The sequence below is a fragment of the Bradyrhizobium sp. USDA 4506 genome, from assembly GCF_054058795.1.
Genome location: NZ_JBSSBM010000002.1, coordinates 6,282,819 through 6,301,900, shown reverse-complemented (window position 1 = coordinate 6,301,900; position 19,082 = coordinate 6,282,819). Strand labels below are relative to the sequence as shown.

Genomic DNA, 19,082 nt, shown 5'->3' with positions numbered 1-19,082 from the left:
GATAGGCTATCTTATGCCGACTTTCGGAAAAACGGCCAGCTACCCGCCCGCCGTCAGCACCTTGACACCGCCGAACGCGGTCACCTGGCCGCGGCGCAGCATCACGATCTGGGTGGCGAGCTGGCGCAGCTCGGCCGCGTCGTGGCTGACATAGACCATCGGGACGCCGGCCTCGTCGCGCAGCCGGACCAGATAGGGCAGGATCTCGAGCTTGCGGCTTTCGTCGAGCGCCCCCAGCGGCTCGTCGAGCAGCAGCAGCCGCGGCTTGGACAGCAGCGCCCGGCCGAGCGCGACGCGCTGGCGCTCGCCGCCGGAGAGCTTTCCGGGACGGCGGTCGAGCAGGGCGCCGATGTCGAGCAGGTCGACGACGCGCCGGTGTTGGGCGGGATCTTCGGTGAGGCCGTTCATGCGGCGGCCGTAGTCGAGGTTCTGGCGGACATCGAGATGCGGAAACAGCCGCGCGTCCTGGAACACGTAACCGATGCGGCGGCGCCAGCTCGGGACGTGGATGCCGGTCGCGGTATCGTCGACGGTCTCGCCGTCGATCACGATGGTGCCGCGGTCGGGACGCAACAGTCCCGCGATGGTGTTGATCAGCGAGGTCTTGCCGGAGCCGGACGCGCCGAACAGGCCGGTGACGCGGCCCTCGCTGCTGAACGAGGCCGCAAGCGAGAACTCGCCGAGCTGCTTGGTGATGTCGACGCGCAGCATGGCTAAAGCGCGATGAGATTGAGTTGAATCGTCATCGCGCTTTAGCTCCTTGTTTGAGCATGACCTCTTCGGAAAACCGCTTCACACTTTTCCGGATCATGCTCTATTGCCCATGCAGGCGCGCGGTGGCGCGACGCGCGAACACTTCAGCCGCGACCAGTGCGCCGACCGCGAGCACGATCGAGATGATCACGAGCCGCGCGGCGGCGGGGTCGCCATCCGGCGTCTGGATCAGCGAATAGATCGCCGACGAAATGGTCTGGGTCTCGCCGGGAATGTTCGAGACGAAGGTGATGGTCGCGCCGAACTCGCCGATCGCCTTGGCAAAACCGAGTACCATGCCGGCCAGCACGCCGGGCAGCGCCAGCGGCAGCGTCACGGTTGCGAACACCCGCCAGGGCGCGGCGCCGAGTGTCTCGGCCGCCTGCTCGAGCCGGCGGTCGACCGCTTCGATCGAGAGACGGATCGGGCGCACCAGGAGCGGAAACGACATCACGCCGCAGGCGAGCGCCGCGCCGGTCCAGCGGAATGCGAACACGATGCCGAGATGGTCGGCCAGCCAGCCGCCGACCAGGCCGCGCTTGCCGAAGGTCAACAGCAGCAAATAGCCGGTGACGACGGGCGGCAGCACCAGCGGCAGATGCACGGCGGCATCGAGCAGCGACTTGCCCCAGAAATCGCGCCGCGCCAGCAGCCAGGCGAGCGCTACCCCGAACGGGGTCGCCACCAGTGTTGCGATAACGGCGACCCGCAGCGACAGCAGGATCGCCGTCCATTCGGTCGGCGAGATCTCGAACACGTGCTTAGGTCGTCGGGCTGATCAGGAACTTGAAGCCGTATTTCTCGAGGATCGTCTTCGCCGCGGACGAGCGCAGGAAGGCAAGGTACTCGGCGGTCTCCGGCTTCGCGGTCGTGGTCGCCGCGACCGGATAGATGATGGCCGGATGGGTGTCGGCCGGGAAGGTGCCGACGATCTTGACGCCCGGCTCGACCTTGGCGTCGGTCGAGTAGACGATGCCGAGCACGGCTTCGCCGCGCGCCACCAGCGTCAGCGCGGCGCGCACGCTCTCGGCCATCGCGAATTTCGGCTCGGCCGCCTGCCAGGCGCCGAGCTTCTCCAGCGCGGCCTTGGCGTATTTGCCGACCGGCACCGCCTTGACGTCGCCGGTCGCGATCCTGCCGTCGCCGGCGAGCTTGGCGAGATCGAAGCCCGGTCCGATGTTGACGTTGTCGATCTTGGAATCCTTCGGCGCGATCAGCACGATCGAGTTGCCGAGCAGGTTCATCCGCGTCTGCTCATTGATGTTCTTCTGCTTGATCGCATAGTCCATCCAGTCGGTGTCGGCGGAGACGAAGACGTCGGCCGGCGCACCCTGCTCGATCTGCTTGGCAAGCGCCGAGCTCGCGGCATAGCTGGCGGTGATCTTGACGCCGGTCTTGGCGGTATAGGCTGCATCGATGTCGTCGAGCGCGTTCTTCATCGAGGCGGCGGCAAACACGGTGAGCGTCTTGTCCTCCGCGCTCGCGGGCGAATGCAGCGCGCCGAGCAGGATGACGAAGGCGGTGAAAAGTCCGGCAAGCCTTGAAATTGAAAGTCGTGGCATGGAAAGCGCTCCGTGCGGGTTCGCGCGCGAACGATCGCGCGCAAATCAGGCGTTGGGTTGGGGTCTGGCCTGCGACGAACGGAAGCGCTGTTCCGCTGGTCCCCGATGGACTTACGGTCCTCAGGGATATCGCACTGCAAACATAGCAGGCTGGGGCTTACGGTAAAGGCGACCGTTTGTCTAACCGCTCGTCCTATTCGTCCGCCGGCTGGATCGCGATCGACAGCGAGTTCTCTTTTGAGCCGCTGACCTGCGGCACGAAGGGGCTGGCGGCGAGGTCATATTTCACGGTCTTGCGGATACCGTCGCAATCGGTCGCGCCGCTGAACGCCTTGGGCTTCAGGAGATGCCCGTCCTGCACCAGGTCGACCCAGGCTCCGGCCGACAGGCTGACGGTATAGAGCCCGGCCTTCGGCGCGGCCTTGAAGTTGGTGAAGCCGGCGAAGGTGCCTTCCTTCGGCGCGCGCTCCGGCGGGGTCGGCAATTTGGCGTCGCCGGGGGCCACCAGCGCCAGCGTGATCGCGGTCGCCGGCAGCGCCGTCTGCTCGCTTCCCGATACGACCCGGGCACGATTGGGTGCGGTCAGCGCGGCGCGCGCACGGTCGATCGACCATTTGAACTTGTCACAGCCGCTCGGCTCCTCCGCCGCGACAGCGGAGGTCGAGACGAGCACGAGCGATGCGGCGAGGAGCGATTTGCGCATGTCTGGTCCATTCATGATGACGGATAGAATAGATCAGCCGCCCCGATCCATCGCCCGAACGCGCTTACGGCGCGACGGCACGAGATCATATCGCAGTTCGAGCCGGCCGGCATAGCCGCCTGACGAAGATGTCATTGCCCTGGCAGCTGCTGTTTGGCGTCGGGGGCGTTCAGCACCGTCCTGCAGTCAGCCGGCATCTGCGCCAGCGTCATCGGCGGGCGGGGTTTCGGCGGCTTCGGCGGAGGCTTCGGATGCAGCACCGAATCCTTGAACCAGAAGGCGAGATCGGACGGCTTGCAGCCTTCGCCCTCCGCCTGCGCCTTCTGGCTCTCGCAGGTCGGGCTGCCGGACGGACATCGCATGCGAATGTGGAAGTGGTAGTCGTGGCCCCACCACGGCCGTATCTTCGACAGCCAGCCGCGATCGCCCGTGGCCTCGCGGCACAGCGCCTTCTTGATCGCGGGATTGACGAAGATGCGCTGCACCGCCGGCTCCCGCGCCGCGTCGCGGATAACGAGTACGTGGCCCGGCGTGAAGACGCGCGGATCGATGTCGAGCCGGTCGTCGCGCACCATCATCACCGCCGACATCTCCTCGCGGTCCTCGCGCGACAATTTGCGATCGGGCATCGGCGTCAACCAGATGTCGGCGTCGAGTCCGATCTGGTGGCTGGCATGACCGGAGAGCGCGGGGCCGCCGCGCGGCTGGCCGATATCGCCGACCAGGATGCCCGGCCAGCCGGCGTCCTTGTGCGCGTTGGCCGCAAGCCGCTTCAGCAGCGCGATCATGTTGGGGTGACCCCAGTAGCGGTTGCGCGACAGGCGCATCACCTGCCAGGTCTCGCCGTTGAGCGGCATCTGCGCGGCGCCGGCGAGACAACCCTTGGTGTAGCCGCCGATCGACCGGGTCGGCAACGCCGCCGGCAGCACCTTGCGCGCGAACAGCTGCTTCGCCCCGATCTTTGGATCGTTGGGGTTGGCGAGCGGCGGCAGCGGCTGTGGATTGAGCGAGCCCCTGTCCTGCGCCCGCGCGGAGATGGTGCAGGCGACGACGGCTAAGATCAGGAGTGGGAACAGACGCAGGCGGGGTGTCATTCGGATCACTCTGTCGGCGCAAGGCTAGCATGGATTCGGAGCAGGCGGACCGCGCTTTCATCCCATTCGCTTGATCGCCCACAGGGTGGATTAAGATTACCCGCGGCTTCCAGGCTCCGATGTGAGCCACGCCACTTTACAAGCGCACGTTGTGGGCGACATCATGTCCGCAATAATTTCAGGGTAGGCGTTATTGTGACAAGCGTATCGTGCGTACGGCTGGCGTTTGCCGCCACGATTGCCGCGCCGATTTTGGCGCTCTCGCCGGCGCGGGCCGACGTCGTCGTTCACATCGATAAATCGTCGCAGCGCATGGCGGTCAGCGTCGACGGCGCGAGACGCTACAACTGGCCGGTGTCGACCGGCCGCCGCGGCTATGGCACGCCGAGTGGAGTCTTTCGTCCGCAGATGCTGGCGCGCCGCTGATACTCGAAGAAGTACTATAACTCGCCGATGCCGCACTCGATCTTCTTCCACCGCGGCTTTGCCATCCATGGAACATACGAACTCACGCGCCTTGGCGGGCCGGCCTCGCATGGCTGCGTGCGCCTGCATCCCTCGCACGCCGCAATGCTCTATGGGCTGGTCGAGCGCAACGGCCGCGGCGGCACGCGGATTGAGATCACCAACTAAGGTATGATCCGGCAAAAATGCGAAGGCTGAGGCGCACCGCGGATTAACCGCACGATAACCCTGCCGCACGCTGACAAACATTGGTGCGCTTGAAGCGTCTTCGGCGCATTCATTGTGCAATCGCGCGCCGGTTTACGCTTCCTTCACCAAGCGCCGGCGCTTCCATGCTGCGAATCTGTGCCGTGCGCCGCTGGCCCACCGGAAACGAACTCGCGCCCGGCGTGAATTCGCCTGCAAAGCAGGCATGCAAGGGCTTCTCAGGCAGCGCAGCTACTCGCCAAGAGATACCAATTTTTCAGAGACTTATCGCAGATATATCGCCGAACTGGAATGCGCGTGGGGCGTGCGATACCGATGATGCGGCCGAAGAAAAACACCAAGAAACCGAACCAGGCCAAACTGTCCCGTCCTCGGGGCCGTCGTCCCACACCGATGCCGAAAGTGTCGGGCAGATCGCGCCGCCCCCGCGGTCGAGATCGGCGAACTGGTGCGCCAGCGCGCGCAGGCCGAGGCCGCGATCGCCGAGGCGCGCAAATCCAACGCGCGGCTGCGTGAGGCGATCGACATCCTGCCGCAGGGCATCGTGTTCCTGGATCCGGAAGGCCGCTACACACTCTGGAACAAGAAATACTCGGAAATCTACAAGCGCAGCTCCGACCTGTTCGAGCACGGCGCGCGCCTCGAAGACACCATCCGCATCGGTGTCGCGCGCGGCGACTATCCTGAGGCTGCCGGCCGCGAGGAAGAGTGGATCGCCGAACGGCTCAGGAAGATGTACCAGCCCGGCGAGCGGCACGAGCAGGTGCTGGCCGACGGCCGCGTGGTGTTGATCGAGGAGCGGCTGACCGCAGATGGCGGCATCGTCGGCCTGCGCGTCGACATCACTGAACTGAAGCAGCGCGAGGCGTCGTTCCGCCTGCTGTTCGACGGCAATCCGGTGCCGATGATCCTGTGCGCGCTCGACGGCGAGCGGATCCTCGCGGTCAACGACGCCGCGATCGCGCATTACGGCTATGTCCGCGCCGAATTCGAGCGGATGACGATCAGGAGCCTGCAGGCGTTCGATGCCGAGCTGCCTTGGGCGGCAGGCCGCAGCAGCGACGAGCAGGCGGCGCGGACCTGGAAGCATGTACGCGCCGACGGTACGCTGATCGACCTTGCGATCTATTCGCGCCAGCTGATGCATGGCGACCAGCCGGCGATGCTGCTCGCGCTGATGGACATCACGGAACGCAAGCGCGCCGAGGCGCGGCTCGCCTTTATGGCCCAGCACGACAGCCTGACCGGCCTGCCCAACCGCAATCTGCTGCGCCAGCAGATGGACGAGATGCTGCAGCACACCCGCCGCTCGACCGACAAGGTTGCGGTGCTGATGCTGGGTCTCGACAATTTCAAGGCGGTCAATGAGACGCTCGGTCACGCCATCGGCGACAAGCTGCTGCGCGCGGTCGCCAAGCGCCTGCGCTCGACGTTGCGCGAGGAAGACGCGCTGGCCCGTCTCAACTCCGATGAGTTCACCATCGTGCAGGGCGGCGTGATGCGGCCCGAGGACGCGGTGCTGCTGGCGCGGCGGATCTTGGACGCGATCGGCGAGCCCTATCTGCTCGAGGGGCATTCGGTGGTGATCGGCGCCAGCATCGGGATCGCGATGTCGCCCGGTGACGGCGAGGATTCCGAAAAGCTCCTGAAGAGCGCCGACATGGCCTTGTCGCGCGCCAAGAGCGAATTCCGCGGCACCTTCTCCTTCTTCGAGGCGGAGATGGACGCGCGTGCCCAGAGCCGCCGCAAGATCGAGATCGACCTGCGCGATGCGATCCAGAACGAAGGCCTGCGGCCCTATTACCAGCCGCTGGTCGATCTTGCGACCGGGCGCATCACCGGCTTCGAGGCGCTGGTGCGCTGGCCGCATCCGGAGCGCGGCATGATCTCGCCGGGCGAGTTCATCCCGGTGGCCGAGGAGACCGGGCTGATCAATCCGCTGGGCGCGCTGATGCTGCATCGCGCCTGCATGGACGCGGCGCAATGGCCGGATGACGTGCGTGTTGCGGTCAACCTGTCGCCGCTGCAATTCCGTACCGGCAACCTGCTGGCGCTGGTCACCGACGCGCTGCGGCAATCCGGCCTGCCGGCGCGGCGGCTCGAGCTCGAGATCACCGAGACGCTGCTGCTCGAGAAGAGCAGCCAGGTGCTGGCGACGCTGCATGCGCTCCGCGCGCTCGGGGTGCGGATGTCGATGGACGATTTCGGCACCGGCTATTCGAGCCTCAGCTATCTGCGCAGCTTTCCGTTCGACAAGATCAAGATCGACCAGTCGTTCGTGCGCGACCTCGGCGCGAACCCGGACGCGCAGGCGATCGTGCGTTCGATCGTCAGTCTCGGCATCGGGCTCGGCGTCACCATCACCGCCGAGGGCGTCGAGACCGAGGCGGAGTTGAGCCGCCTGCGCGCCGAGGGTTGCCACGAGGGCCAGGGCTTTCTGTTCAGCCGCGCCCGGCCGAACGCCGAGGTCATCAGCCTGCTGAAGGCGCAGCGCGTCGCGACGGCGCTGGTGGCGTAGTGGAGCCTAGAGGCAGAGATGTTACCTCGATCGAGCGTCGGGCTCCCCTTACCTCGCCCCGCGTGCGGGGAGAGGTCGGAACGCATCGTTAGATGCGTTCCGGGTGAGGGGGATTCTCCGCGAACGCAGCTATTACCGAATGTGCGGAGACGGCCCCTCACCCCAACCCTCTCCCCGTAAGAACGGGGAGAGGGAGCGCACCGCCGTCGCCTTCACGCCCTACGATTCTTTCTTGTTGAGATGATAAGTCAGCGCCAGCGCCACGCAGTGGCGCAGCGCGGGCTCCGGCAGCTTGCCCGCGACATCGAGCAGGATGGCGCGGTTGCCGCTGTAGCTGAGCTCGGGATAGAGTTCGCGGAAGGTCTCGACCAGATTGGTCTGGCAGTGGAAGTAGACCGCGACCTGGTCGGCAGCCGGCTTCACCTGATCGATCCGGACCGTGCTGCCGCTGCCGGTCTCCGGCGTGAGGTAGCTCGGCTGGCCCCACTTCAATGTCTCTTCCAGCGCGCCGACGCCTTTGGTTGCCTTCGCGGTCTCGAAGATCAGCCGCCGCAGCGCCAGCAGCTTGGCTTTGACCGGGGCAGGGTACGCGTCGAACAGCGCAGCTGCCGGTTTGGTGTGCGGCCGTCGCGCCGCCTTGCTGGTCGATGTTGCCGGCTTGCGCATAATGGGCTCCGTGAGGAGGACGTACCTAGATCTATCTACCACAGCGCCTTGAAGGTCATATAGACCGCCATCAGCGAGACGAAGACGATCATCGCGCTGCGTAACCGCGCGCGGTCGATGCGGTTGGCGGCGCGGGCGCCGAGATCGGTGCCGGCCAGCAGGCCGACGATCACGCCCGCCAGCACCGGCCAGGACGCCAGCGAGCCCTCGCTCCAATAGATCCAGGCCGAGGGGATCGTGGTCGGGATCAGCGACATCACGAGGCTCGCCATCTGCGCCTGATGCTGCGGCACCCCGAGCACGGCGCTTAAGCCCACTACGGTCGCCAGTCCGCCGCCGATGCCGAGAAAGCCCGACGACAGGCCCGCCAGCAGCCCGACAATGAGCAGCGCCGGCCAGGATATTTCGCGCGCGGTGCCCTTGTCGTCGTGCTTCGCCTGGTCACGTCCGCCGCGCAGGATCAGCATCGCGTCGAGCACGACGAGATATGCCACGTAGGTCCAGCGCAGCGCGGACTCAACGACATGGTTGGCGGCGAGTGCGCCGGCCGCGCCGCCGGCGACGAAGCCGACTGTCAAGAGCGCGATCCAGCGCAACGGTGTGCGGTTGCCGCTCTGCCAATAGCGCCGGATCCCGGTGAGGCTGGTCGGCGGCACCTGCGCGACCAGCGAGATGCCTTGCGCGACGTGCTGCCCGGCGCCGAGCAGCAGCACCGAGAACACGACCAGTCCGCCGCCGGGGCTGACGCCGAGCAGCCCGGCGGTCAGACCGCCGGCGAGGCCCGTGCCGATGCCGGCGAGGAGGTCGTGGACGATCACCGCATCCCCCGTCAGCGCCTGGCGGCAAGGCCGGCAAGGAAGATGTCGAAGGCGTGCATCGCCTCCGCGGTCGAGACGGTTTCGCCCCACAGCCGTTGCAGCACGATGCCCTGGAACATCGCGACCATTGCCCGCGCCGCGCCGCGCGGCTGCACGCCGCGGTCGATCGCGCCGCTCTTCTGGCCGCGCCGCAGCAGGTCCACGATCAGGGCGATCGGCTGGCGAATTCCGCTCACCACCTGGTCGCGGACCACGTCGTCGCGCAGCGCCTCCGCCCAGAGCTGCAACGCGACGCGGCGGGCGCGCAGGCCTTCTTCCTTCTGCAGGTCGCCGAGAAAGCCGCGGGCGATCGAGCGCAGGCTCTGCAACACGTCGTCCGGTGGACCCTCAAGCGCCAGCAGCGCGCTGTCGCGGCCATGGCGGCTTTCGCCGATCGCCTGGATCAGCTCCTCCTTGCCCGTGAAATGCCCGTAGATGCAGCCGGCGCTGAGCCCGGACTGCTTGATCACGTCCTGGATCGTGGTCTGGTGAAACCCCTGGCGGGCAAAGCAGATCTCCGCGGCCTGCAAAATCTCCTCGCGGCGGATCGCCAGGGTCTCGGGTTTCACCTTCGGCATTGTCGGGTCCTTGACAGGTCGCGGCCGGCCGATGCGGCGGGCTTGACGATCATTCGCCGTCACTATAAAGAACGAATATTCGTTTTGTAAAGAGGGGAGGGCTGTCGGCATGATCGGCTTTGCAAAGCTTCTGTGGCATCCGGGCGCGGCTGAGATGGCTCATGTCGAGCTGCCGTCGACCGGTGCGCGGATCGCGTTCCTGCTTGCGTCGTTCGCGATCGTGCTGCTGTTCGAGGCCGCGTTTCCGCTATTCAGCTATGGCCGCAGCGACCGGCTGCGCAATATCGGCCGCAACGCCGCTATCACCGTGATTTTCGTCGGCGTGAACCTTTTGCTCAGCCCGCTGTCGCCGCTGGCCGCGCAATGGACGCTGGACGCGAAATTCGGCCTGTCGCACTGGCTCGGCCTGTCACCTCTGAACCAGCTCCTGCTCGGCATCATCGGGCTCGACCTGTTCGCCTATTTCGCCCACGTCTCCATGCACAAGCTCGGCTGGATGTGGCGCTTCCACCGCATGCACCATGCCGACCGCTTCGTCGACGTCACCACGGCCTTCCGCGAGCATCCCGGCGAGACGCTGTGGCGGATCGGCTGGCACATCGCCGGCGTGGTCGTGTTCGGAACGCCGGCCTGGGTGCTGGTCAGCTATCTGACGCTGTCGGCGCTGAACGCCCAGTTCGAGCACGCCAATATCCGCCTGCCCGAGCGGCTCGACCGCTGGCTGCGGCTCATGTTCGTGACGCCGAACATGCACAAGATGCATCATTCGCGTCATCAGCCGGAGACCGACAGCAATTATTCGAACCTGCTCTCGATCTGGGACCGGCTCGGCGGCACCTATAATCGTGGTCCGCGCTTCGCGGAGCTGCGCTACGGTCTCGATGGCTTCGATGATCCCGAGAAGCAGTCGCTGCGCGGCCTGCTCAAGATGCCGTTCATGCGCGATTGGGGGCGGGTCGACGCTCGGCCGGACGACAAGTCCGACCGGTCCGCTCCGCCGCCCGTGCTGCCCTGGCCATGACTTGAAGCCCGGCGCCGCCGCTCAGGCGGCGTTGCGCAGTCCGGCGAGGAAGGTGTCGACGCTGTGCGACAGCGCGGCGGCGTGATCGCCGAGCTGGCCGGACGTATCCAGCACATTGCCGGTGAGGGCCCGCGACTGGCCGGCGGCCTCGCTCGCGCCCGCGATATTGGCGGAGACCTCGACGGTCCCGGTGGACGCCTGCTGCACGCTGCGGGCAATCTCCCGCGTCGCCGAGTCCTGCTGCTCGACGGCGGCCGCGATCGCGGTGGCGATACCCGAGATCTCGCGGATGGTGCCGCTGATGTCGCCGATCGCGCTGACGCAGTTGCCGGTGGCGGACTGGATCGCGCCGACCTGGCCAGCGATCTCCTCGGTTGCCTTCGCGGTCTGGCTCGCCAGGTCCTTCACCTCGGCAGCGACCACGGCAAAGCCGCGGCCGGCCTCGCCGGCGCGTGCGGCCTCGATGGTGGCGTTGAGGGCCAGCAGATTGGTTTGGCTCGCGATCGCGCTGATCAGGCGCAGCACGTCGCCGATCTTCTCTGCCGATGCGGCGAGGCTCGTCACCATCTCGGTGGTCTCCATGGCCTTGGTCACGGCGCTGTCGGCGACGCGGCTGGAATGGGTGACCTGGCGGCCGATCTCGGTGATCGAGGACGCCAGCTCCTCGGTTGCGGCTGCGACCGCATTGACGCTGGCGGATGCTTCCTCGGACGCGGCGGCTGCCGCCGAGGTCCGTTCGGAGGCGCCGTTGACGCTGGCGGTGATCTCGCCCGCGACGCGCTGCATGTCGCCCGAGGACCGCGCGACGGCGGCGACCATGCCCTTGACGTCGGCTTCGAAACGATCGGCCATCTGCCGCTGCAAGGCCTGCTTGTCGGCCTCCGCCTTCACCTTGTCGGCCTCCTGCGCCTCGCGCAGCGAGGAGGTTTCGACCATGCTGCGGCGGAACACATCGACCGCCTTCGCCATCGTGCCGAGCTCGTCGCGGCGCTCGCTGCCGGGTATGGTGACGCTGGTGTCGCCGCTGGACAGGCGGTTCATGACCGCGGTGATCGCGGTGAGCGGCCGCGACAGGCCACGGCCGAGCAGGAACGCGAGCAGCACGGCGGCGGCCATGATCGCGATCACGCCGAGGATCAGATTGCGCTGCGCGCTCGCGGCGGCGGCTTCATAGTCGCTGGTGTCCTTGACGATCTCGAGCACGGCGACCGGTTCGCCGGCGTAGTTCTTGATCTGGCCGAGATAGAGCTCGACCGCATGGCCGTCGAGAACGGCGTCGCGCAGCAGGGCCGCACCGTTCATCACACGCTTGAGCTCGTCCTGGGTCGCGACCACGGTGTCGCCGAAGGTCGAGGACAGCCGCTTGAAGCTCTGGCCGTCGAAGGAGTGCACCGCGAGGTCGATGCCGAAGCGCTTCTTGGCGCGGTCGACGAATTCCTTGCCGAAGGCGGCGCCGACGTCGACATTGGCCAGCGTCTTGCCCTCGTGCATGATCGGGGTCATGCCGAAGATCGAAAGCGCTTCGCGGCCGGGCTCGACGCCGACGATCGGCTTGCCGGTCCTGTTCGATTCCACCACCGTGGTGCGCCGCGTCGAGGCGTCGTCGCCGAATACCTTCGGCGCGTGGACCCGGTAGAAGCCAGTTGCCGGGGGCTGCCAGAACGAGATCAGCGGGATGCCCTGCGCCTTCATCGCTGCCCAGGAGGCGCCGAGCAGCCTTCCGAGGCCGTCGCGGTCGCCCTTGGCGATAGCATCTTCGACCGGCGGCAGGGCGGCGATGACAGCCGAGACCGCAAGCGCGGCGCGCCCCTCGTAGTCGATCGCCGCAATCACGCTGTCATATTGCAGCTTGAGCTGCTGATCGAGCGCGAGCCGCGTCAGCGCCCGCTGCTGGCTGATGGAGAAGCCGCCGAGGATGGCGCAGGCGACCGCGACAGTCAGCGAAATCGCCAGAATCAGGCGGGCGGCAATCGATCGAAGCGTGAACATGGGACCAGCGAAACTCCAGGCATTAGCGCCGTCCGCAAAGTCGCAGAAAAAGCTTAACAACCGGATGTTGCGCCGCCGGTATTCGTGCCGCGACCATGGCCGCCGGTGCTACTTTCGTACTGTTCAACGTCTGGCCTGACAGGGCCGGCCGGCTGCGCGCATCAATAGGCATGTGTCACTCAGGGGCGAACGCGGATGATCGTACTCCCTTTGCGTCGACCGGTCGGATTCAAGGCAGCGACGGCCTCGTCGAGAGTCGTGACGTTGCCGATGTTCGTCCGCAGGCGTCCGTCCCGCACCCGCTGGACGATCTCAGTCAGTTGGGAACGATCGGACTCGACGACGAAGTCGACCGCCAGGCCGTCGGAGGGTCGCGCCTCGGCCGGCCCAACGATCGTCACCAGCGTTCCTCCGCCTCGAATCAGTTTTGCCGACCGCTTCTGGATTTCACCGCCAATGACGTCGAACACCAGATCGACTTTGCCGACGTCCTCAAGGGCGTCGTTGTCGAGATCGACGAACTCCTGCGCGCCGAAGTCGAGCACAGTCTGACGGTCGGCGGACCGCCCGGAGCCGATCACATACGCGCCGGCCTCTCGCGCGAGTTGCGTCACCATCGACCCGACTGCGCCGGCCGCGCCGTGTGCGAGGACGCTCTGCCCCGCCTGGAGGCGGCCGTGCTGAAATAGTCCTTGCCATGCCGTCAGGCCCGAGACCGGAAGGCTTGCACCCATTGTGAAGTCGACGTCGCCCGGTAGCGGCGCGAGGTTGCGCGCCTCGATCGCCACATACTCGGCCAGCGTGCCGTCGCGATACCAGTCCGCTAGACCGAACACCCGCTGTCCCACCGATAGCCCTGTAGTGCCATATCCGAGAGCGGTGACCACTCCGGCCAGCTCGTGCCCCGGGATCGACGGTGTTCGGTCACGATCGAGGCGATCGGTCCAGGTCGAGGGCCACGCCAGCTCAGTCGGGACAAATCTCGACGCATAAACCTGAACGACGACGTCGTTTATCGCTGCCTGCGGCTCGGGCCTGTCCACCAGCTTCATCCCGGCCGTTCCCGCGGCTTGGTCCGTTACAACGATGGCCTTCATGGGAATACTCCTTGTCTCTTGGTGGAACTGCTGCAGAGCGCGCGGACGCGCCGACTATCCAAGAACTGCCAAGGCAGTTCGGTCGCTTAGTACGAACGAATAGATGCGCCGCGCCTGCTCATAAAACAGCACCAAGATTGCGAATTTTGGCTGTACCAAGCGCGACGGCTGCCCTCTGCGAGCTCAATGCGTTACCGCACCGCTGAAAAATCCGGGCAGTCGACAGAATCCATTTTGCACAGTCGGGGACAGAATTCAGATTGCGAGGGCCGCCAGTCGTCATGCCCACTGTTGGCCCAAAGCCGACATGCCATGATTACCCGGCGATGTCGTGTTTTAGGGAGCAGAGCCGACACAGCGGACTTATGAGTACGCGTCCTGGCTCAATCTGACGTCTTCGCGCTTCAGCGCGTCGTCGGCGGAGCGCCGAGATTGCCTGCCAAAATCGCCTTGCCGGCATCCTCGTACTGGGTGTCGCGGGCCTGGATCTGCTGCGCGATCGCGTGCATGTCGCGAAACCGCCGCTCGAACGGGTTCTTGGCGAACACCGCGGTTGCCCCCGCCATGTGATAGGCGATGTCGACCACCGCGGCCGACTGGTGGATGGTCCAGGTCGAGGCGATGCGGATCGCGACGCGATGCGCCTCGGTGATCGGATCGCCGCGGACGAGATCGCTCCAGACGTCGCGGGCCGTCGTGTACAGATAGGCGCGCGCGGCGCGCAGGCTCGCCTCGGTGCGGCCGATCTGGCCCTGCACGGCGTTGTTGTCGCGCATCGCCTTGAGGCCTTGCGGGGTCTTGCCGCGGGCAAGCTCGGTCGCTGCGTCCAGCATGGCGCGCGCGACGCCGAGCGAGGTGGCGGCAAAGCCCATGCTGAACACCATGTTGGTGGAGAGCTTGTAGAGCGGCCCCGGCTCGCGGCACGCGGCGGGATCGTCGCGCAGCGCGGCGAACTGCTCCGGAATGAAGAGGTTGTCGACCGAGTAGGAATCGGTGCCGGTGCCTTTCAGACCGATCACGTCCCAGACGTCATACATTGTCGCTGACGACATCGGGAACAGGATGGTGCGGATCTCCGGCGAACCGTCGGCCTTCTTGCGCGGTGAGCCGTCGGCCTCGACGACGCGGACATGGGCGCCGAGCCAACTCGCCTGCCGCGAGCCCGAGGCGAAATCCCAGCGCGCGCTGGCGCGATAGCCTCCGGGCTCCGCACGGACCTCATGGGCGATCGCGCCCCAGGCCAGGATGCCGGGCGCGGTGTTGAAGATCTCGTGGGCCGCGTCGGGCTCGAGATAGGCCGCGGTCATGGCGCAGACGCTGCACTGGCCGAGGCACCAGGCGGTCGATGCATCGGCCTTGGCGATCTCCTCCTGCATCTGCATGAAGGCGTCCAGTGTCGCCTCGGCGCCGCCAAAACGCTTCGGCAGCAGCGCGCGATACAGCCCGTTCTCGACCAGTGCCGCGGTGACGGATGGCGTCAGTCGCCGTGTCCGTTCGATCTCGTCGGCTTCACTCGTGATCAGCGGCGCCAGCGCGCGCGCCCGCTCGACAAGGTCGAATCCCTGCGGCTTGTTCATGCGTGTCCTCGGCGCCTTCTGTCATTCTTGTTGGGCAGGCCGGGCGATGGTGGCTCATCCGGCAGGAGAGGGCAAGGGAAGGCAAGGCGGGACGGCGCCGATGCAGATCAGCTATCCATCGGCTGTGTGTGCGAGAGTGCGACGAACGCATCCGCGCTCAGGCGGCGGCGCGGCCGAGATCGAGCGACGGCTGGCGCTTGGTGGAAAAGCTCAGCGCCACGGCCACCGCTGCAAGGCCGATCGCAAAGGAACCGGCGTGCAGCCACGTATAGCCGTGGAACGTGTCGAACACGTAACCGCCGGCCCACGGCCCGAGCGCCATGCCGAGGCTCGCGAAGGCCGACACCGCGCCGAACACCGTGCCCATGATGCGCGCGCCGAAGAACTCGCGCACCAGCACGGCGTAGAGCGGCATCACCCCGCCATAGGCGAGCCCGAACACGACAGACAGCGCGTAGAACTCGCCGAGCTGCGCCACCGCGAGATAGGTCGCGATCGACAGCGCCTGCACCAGGAGGCCGCCGACCAGCACCGGCTTGGCGCCGAGCCGGTCGGCGAGCACGCCGAGCAGCAGCCGGCCGCCGAGCCCGGAGAAGCCGGCGAGGCTGTAGACCGTGACCGCGGTGAGCGGCGCGATGCCGCACACCATGGCGTAGGACACCATGTGGAAGATCGGGCCCGAATGCGCCGCGCAGCAGGCGAAATGCGCCAGCGCCAGCGTGATGAATTGCGGCGTACGCAGCGCCTGCGCCGCGGTCCATTCGGTTTGCGGCGCGTTCGCGGCGGTCGGGATTGCGACGTCCGTTCCCTGCGGCGCCGGGCGCACCAGGAACGACGCGGGGATCAACAGCGCCCATGCGGCGATGCCGATCACGAGCATCGCGAAGCGCCAGTCATAGGCCGTGATCAGCCAGCTTGCCGACAGCGCGACGGTCAACGGCGACACGCCCATGCCGGCCGACACCAGCGCGACCGCGAGGCTGCGATGCTTGTCGATCCAGGCGCTGGCGAGCGCCATCATCGGCGCATAGAAGCTGCCGGCCGCGATTCCGATCAGCACGCCAAAGCAGAGCTGGAATTGCCACAGGCTTTGCGCCTGGCTCGCCGTCACTAAGCCAAGCCCTAGCAACAGGCTGCCCGCCAGCACCACGATGCGGGTACCGAAGCGGTCGGACAGCGCGCCCCAGGCGAACGCCGCAAAACCCATGCAGAGGAAATCCAGCGTCGCCGCCGCCGAGATGCCGGCGCGCGACCAGCCCATCGCATCCGAGATCGGCTGCAGGAACACCGCGAGCGACAGCATGGTGCCGAAGCCGACGCAGGTCATCAGCGCGCCCGCGCCGACGACGACCCAGCCATAATCCAACCGAGCGGCCTTGCTCATGCGTTTCCCCGGCGCTGTTGTTTGTTGTGGTGCGCGCAGGGAGGATGCTGGCCTATCTGAGGTCCAGGGGCAACATGACGGGCAACATGCCTCTCATTCCGGGATCAGCGGATTGGGCCTTGCATGCGCAAGATGTCGCAGCGACGCGCAGCTAGAGCCTTTTCCGTTCCGATAGAATCGGAACGGGGCTCTAGATTCTTGCTTTGACGCGTTTTCTTCACGCGAACCGGGAGCCACTTCGCTCGAAAACGCTCTAGCCGCACTGCCAGGCGCGTCCGATCGGCGTCCAGGTCCAGCACGGGCCAAAACTGCCGCCATTGTAGCGGCCGCGGTAGAATCCGGGGCGGCCGAAATAGTACCAGTCCCCGCCATACCAATATTGCGGCGAATAGTCCGGGTAGCCGCGGGCGGCGCCGCGCGGGCCGAACACCGGAATGGTTTGGTTCGGCGGCTGCCGGTAGCCGGGCAGGAAGCCATAGCCATGCCAGCGCGTGCTGCCGTGCCGCTTCTTCGAGGAGGCGGCGGAGCTCAGGTCCGGCTGCAGCAGTGCGAGGATGACGATAAGGAGGGACAGGATGCGCAACATGATCGCAGTCTAGTCGGAGCGCGATGCAGTGGCGATTCAAATCATGGTGCGTTTTGTTGCTGGGACAAGAATGGGCAACAGTCGCGCCGCTAGCGCCGCCTCAGCTGTCCACCTTGAGCGCGGCGATGAAGGCTTCCTGCGGGATGTCGACCTTGCCGAACTGCCGCATCTTCTTCTTGCCTTCCTTCTGCTTCTCCAGAAGCTTGCGCTTGCGCGTAATGTCGCCGCCGTAGCACTTCGCGGTGACGTCCTTGCGCAGCGCGCGGACGGTTTCGCGCGCGATCACCTTGCCGCCGATCGCCGCCTGGATCGGGATCTGGAACATGTGCGGCGGAATCAGCTCCTTCATCTTCTCGACCATGGCGCGGCCGCGGCCTTCGGCGCGGGTGCGATGCACCAGCATCGACAGCGCGTCGACGGGCTCGGCGTTGACCAGGATCTGCATCTTGACCAGGTCGGCCGGCTTGTAGTCGGTCAGATGATAGTCGAACGAGGCGTAGCCCTTGGAGACCGACTTCAGGCGGTCGTAGAAGTCGAACACCACCTCGTTGAGCGGCAGGTCGTATTTCACCATCGCGCGGGAGCCGACATAAGTGAGCTCCTTCTGCGAGCCGCGGCGGTCCTGGCACAGCTTCAAGACGCTGCCGAGATATTCGTCGGGCGTGAGGATCGTCGCCTCGATCCACGGCTCCTCGATCTCGGCGATCTTGACCACGTCGGGCATGTCGACCGGATTGTGGATCTCGAGCTCGGTGCCGTCGGTCAGCTTCATCTTGTAGATCACGCTCGGCGCGGTCGCGATCAGATTGAGGTCGAATTCGCGCGACAGCCGCTCCTGGATGATTTCCAGATGCAGCAGGCCGAGGAAGCCGCAGCGGAAGCCGAAGCCGAGCGCGGCGGAGGTTTCCATCTCGTAGGAGAAGCTTGCGTCGTTGAGCCGCAGCTTGCCCATCGCCGCACGCAGCGTTTCGAAGTCGTTGGCATCGACCGGGAACAGGCCGCAGAACACGACCGGAATCGCCGGCTTGAAGCCCGGCAGCATCTCGCTGATCGGCTTCTTGTCATCGGTGATGGTGTCGCCGACGCGGGTGTCGGCGACTTCCTTGATCGCCGCGGTGATGAAGCCGATCTCGCCGGGGCCGAGCTCCTCGACCTGCTCCATCTTCGGCGTGAAGAATCCGACGCGCTCGATGTCGTAGGCGGCGCCGGTGCCCATCATGCGGATGCGGCTCCCCTTCTTCATCACGCCGTCGACGACGCGGATCAGGACGACCACGCCGAGATAGACGTCGTACCAGCTGTCGACCAGCAGCGCCTTCAGGGTCGCGTCGCGGTCGCCCTTCGGCGGCGGCAGGCGGGTGACGATCGCCTCCAGCACGTCGGGCACGCCGACGCCGGTCTTGGCCGAGATCATCACCGCGTCGGACGCATCGATGCCGATCACGTCCTCGATCTGCTGCTTGACCTTCTCGGGCTCGGCCGCCGGCAGGTCGACCTTGTTGAGGACCGGCACGATCTCGTGATTGTTGTCGAGCGCCTGATAGACATTGGCGAGCGTCTGCGCCTCGACGCCCTGGCTGGCGTCGACCACGAGCAGGGAACCCTCGCAGGCCGCCAGCGACCGCGAGACCTCGTAGGCGAAGTCGACATGGCCGGGCGTGTCCATCAGGTTGAAGATGTAATCCTTGCCGTCCTTGGCGCGGTAGTTCAGCCGGACGGTCTGCGCCTTGATGGTGATGCCGCGCTCGCGCTCGATATCCATCGAATCGAGCACCTGCTCCTTGCCCGCCATTTCACGATCCGACAGGCCGCCCGTCATCTGGATCAGGCGGTCGGCAAGGGTCGATTTGCCATGGTCGATATGGGCGACGATGGAGAAGTTGCGGATGTTCGAAATCGGGGCAGTTGTCATGGGCGCGGGATAGCATCCGCACCCCCGCGCGGGCAACCAAATTGCGGTATTTTGCAGCGGTGTGACGGCGAATCACGGCGCCGTTTCCGGCAGGGTTGCCGTGACCGATTCCC

Annotated in this window: 16 protein-coding genes and 1 pseudogene; 3 read left to right on the top strand and 14 right to left on the bottom strand. The window is 66.2% G+C overall.

Annotated elements, in window-relative coordinates; all coding sequences use genetic code 11:
• Window positions 1-39: 39 nt before the first annotated feature.
• From modC to mepA, 5 genes are all read right to left on the bottom strand, one after another.
• Window positions 40-711, bottom strand: a complete 672-nt coding sequence (gene modC / locus ACVIHF_RS31895) for a molybdenum ABC transporter ATP-binding protein (RefSeq protein ID WP_253606332.1) — start codon at window positions 709-711, stop codon at window positions 40-42.
• 103 nt (window positions 712-814) lie between these two features.
• Window positions 815-1,510 carry a molybdate ABC transporter permease subunit gene (gene modB, locus ACVIHF_RS31890; RefSeq protein WP_057019516.1) on the bottom strand — a complete coding sequence of 232 codons (696 nt, stop codon included), beginning with the start codon at window positions 1,508-1,510 and terminating at the stop codon, window positions 815-817.
• A 4-nt stretch (window positions 1,511-1,514) separates the two neighbouring features.
• Entirely contained in the window at window positions 1,515-2,300 is a 786-nt protein-coding gene (gene modA, locus ACVIHF_RS31885; protein WP_310883171.1) for a molybdate ABC transporter substrate-binding protein, read from the bottom strand.
• A 208-nt stretch (window positions 2,301-2,508) separates the two neighbouring features.
• Complete coding sequence (locus ACVIHF_RS31880) at window positions 2,509-3,018, bottom strand: hypothetical protein (RefSeq protein WP_456793105.1); 510 nt, start codon at window positions 3,016-3,018, stop codon at window positions 2,509-2,511.
• 131 nt (window positions 3,019-3,149) lie between these two features.
• Window positions 3,150-4,112 (bottom strand): penicillin-insensitive murein endopeptidase, encoded by a 963-nt coding sequence (gene mepA / locus ACVIHF_RS31875; RefSeq protein ID WP_253606338.1) that lies wholly within the window; start codon window positions 4,110-4,112, stop codon window positions 3,150-3,152.
• A 195-nt stretch (window positions 4,113-4,307) separates the two neighbouring features.
• On the opposite strand from mepA, the pseudogene ACVIHF_RS31870 reads away from it, so the two are divergent.
• Together ACVIHF_RS31870 and ACVIHF_RS31865 are read left to right on the top strand one after the other, a co-directional pair.
• Window positions 4,308-4,745, top strand: a pseudogene (locus tag ACVIHF_RS31870) (L,D-transpeptidase).
• A 487-nt stretch (window positions 4,746-5,232) separates the two neighbouring features.
• Entirely contained in the window at window positions 5,233-7,302 is a 2,070-nt protein-coding gene (locus tag ACVIHF_RS31865; protein ID WP_456793104.1) for a putative bifunctional diguanylate cyclase/phosphodiesterase, read from the top strand.
• A gap of 219 nt (window positions 7,303-7,521) precedes the next feature.
• On the opposite strand, the gene ACVIHF_RS31860 is transcribed toward ACVIHF_RS31865, so the two are convergent.
• The 3 genes from ACVIHF_RS31860 to ACVIHF_RS31850 are packed head-to-tail and all read right to left on the bottom strand — an operon-like array spanning window position 7,522 to window position 9,403.
• On the bottom strand, window positions 7,522-7,968 hold the full coding sequence (locus tag ACVIHF_RS31860; RefSeq protein ID WP_253606344.1) for a DUF1801 domain-containing protein: 447 nt from the start codon (window positions 7,966-7,968) through the stop codon (window positions 7,522-7,524).
• A 35-nt stretch (window positions 7,969-8,003) separates the two neighbouring features.
• Entirely contained in the window at window positions 8,004-8,786 is a 783-nt protein-coding gene (locus tag ACVIHF_RS31855) for a sulfite exporter TauE/SafE family protein (RefSeq protein WP_253606346.1), read from the bottom strand.
• Window positions 8,787-8,797: 11 nt separating this feature from the next.
• The gene (locus ACVIHF_RS31850; RefSeq protein ID WP_253606348.1) at window positions 8,798-9,403 is read right to left on the bottom strand and encodes a TetR/AcrR family transcriptional regulator; all 606 of its coding nucleotides are present in this window, start codon (window positions 9,401-9,403) and stop codon (window positions 8,798-8,800) included.
• A 109-nt stretch (window positions 9,404-9,512) separates the two neighbouring features.
• On the opposite strand from ACVIHF_RS31850, the gene ACVIHF_RS31845 reads away from it, so the two are divergent.
• The gene (locus ACVIHF_RS31845; RefSeq protein ID WP_456793103.1) at window positions 9,513-10,424 is read left to right on the top strand and encodes a sterol desaturase family protein; all 912 of its coding nucleotides are present in this window, start codon (window positions 9,513-9,515) and stop codon (window positions 10,422-10,424) included.
• 21 nt (window positions 10,425-10,445) lie between these two features.
• Here the strand turns inward: ACVIHF_RS31845 and ACVIHF_RS31840 are convergent, their stop codons facing one another.
• The 6 genes from ACVIHF_RS31840 to lepA all read right to left on the bottom strand — a co-directional run bounded on the left by ACVIHF_RS31840 (window position 10,446) and on the right by lepA (window position 18,969).
• Window positions 10,446-12,413 carry a methyl-accepting chemotaxis protein gene (locus tag ACVIHF_RS31840; RefSeq protein WP_310883147.1) on the bottom strand — a complete coding sequence of 656 codons (1,968 nt, stop codon included), beginning with the start codon at window positions 12,411-12,413 and terminating at the stop codon, window positions 10,446-10,448.
• A 179-nt stretch (window positions 12,414-12,592) separates the two neighbouring features.
• Window positions 12,593-13,510 (bottom strand): NADP-dependent oxidoreductase, encoded by a 918-nt coding sequence (locus ACVIHF_RS31835; RefSeq protein WP_253606354.1) that lies wholly within the window; start codon window positions 13,508-13,510, stop codon window positions 12,593-12,595.
• A gap of 404 nt (window positions 13,511-13,914) precedes the next feature.
• Entirely contained in the window at window positions 13,915-15,087 is a 1,173-nt protein-coding gene (locus ACVIHF_RS31830) for an acyl-CoA dehydrogenase family protein (protein WP_253606356.1), read from the bottom strand.
• A gap of 157 nt (window positions 15,088-15,244) precedes the next feature.
• Window positions 15,245-16,471 carry an MFS transporter gene (locus ACVIHF_RS31825; RefSeq protein ID WP_456793101.1) on the bottom strand — a complete coding sequence of 409 codons (1,227 nt, stop codon included), beginning with the start codon at window positions 16,469-16,471 and terminating at the stop codon, window positions 15,245-15,247.
• 253 nt (window positions 16,472-16,724) lie between these two features.
• Window positions 16,725-17,057, bottom strand: a complete 333-nt coding sequence (locus ACVIHF_RS31820; RefSeq protein ID WP_172648920.1) for a hypothetical protein — start codon at window positions 17,055-17,057, stop codon at window positions 16,725-16,727.
• 100 nt (window positions 17,058-17,157) lie between these two features.
• Window positions 17,158-18,969: a translation elongation factor 4 gene (gene lepA, locus ACVIHF_RS31815; protein WP_057019506.1), complete on the bottom strand. Its 1,812-nt coding sequence runs from the start codon at window positions 18,967-18,969 to the stop codon at window positions 17,158-17,160.
• Window positions 18,970-19,082: the final 113 nt, after the last annotated feature.